Annotated in this window: 1 protein-coding gene and 1 pseudogene; both read right to left on the reverse strand. The window is 60.8% G+C overall.

Annotated elements, in window-relative coordinates; all coding sequences use genetic code 11:
• Positions 1 to 135: DUF1127 domain-containing protein (locus AB4118_RS34045; protein ID WP_441493902.1), on the reverse strand; the 135-nt coding region annotated here is incomplete at its 3' end.
• Positions 136 to 517: 382 nt separating this feature from the next.
• A pseudogene (locus tag AB4118_RS34050) lies at positions 518 to 814 on the reverse strand (ribosome small subunit-dependent GTPase A); the annotation flags it as partial.

Raw genomic sequence — 814 nt, forward strand, 5'->3', positions numbered from 1 at the left:
GGCGATGAAGGGGATCTCCGAGCGTGACAGCCCAAGATCGTCGAGCTCACGGTTGGTCAGACGCGACAGCTCGCGAACCGTCTCGCGATAGCGCAGGAAGGCGCGGATTTTGGCGGCAATCATGGTGACGAACATGGTGATATTCCTCTACCGGATATTCCGGACCGGGGCGGTGCCCACAGCGACAATTTCGTTGTGCACTGCACATAAGCCGATCGGCCCGCCGCAATTAGGGGCTTTACTTCAGCTTCGATATGCATACAGAGCATGCATCATTTGTAAATCAGTAATTTTCTGGTCTCATCATGCGTTGAATGCAGTCATCGTTTCAAATGAAACCGATATTCTGCCTAGAAAATGGGCTGCGCGGCGGCAGGGTCACCGAGAGGTATCCCATCCGGACGCCGGGCCACATGGTCGTCCGGATAGTCGTCGATCGTCGCGCGCTGGCGGGCGAGGGGCCGTATCACCGGCGTCAGCTCCAGGATGAACAGGCTGAGGTTTGGGCTCGGCCGAATCAGACGCCCCGCCTACCGCCCCTTCCCCTCGGCCCCTTCACCTCCGGCGACTTTGCCCTGTTCTCTAGATCGAGCTTGCGCCAGCGTGCCAGACGCTCAGGGTCGATCGCGCCCTTGGAGACTGCCTCCTGAACCGCGCAGCCGGGCTCGTGCTCATGGGTGCAGTCGCGGAAGCGGCAGAGCGGGCTTAGTTCCGTGATCTCGGCGAACAGCGTTTCGAGACCAGACGCCGCATCGCTGACATGGAGCGTGCGCATGCCCGGCGTATCAATCACCCAGCCGCCGCAGGCAATCGC

Origin of the sequence: Allobosea sp. 2RAB26 (assembly GCF_052115465.1) — a bacterium.
In the GTDB taxonomy this organism is placed as follows: Bacteria; Pseudomonadota; Alphaproteobacteria; order Rhizobiales; family Beijerinckiaceae; genus Allobosea.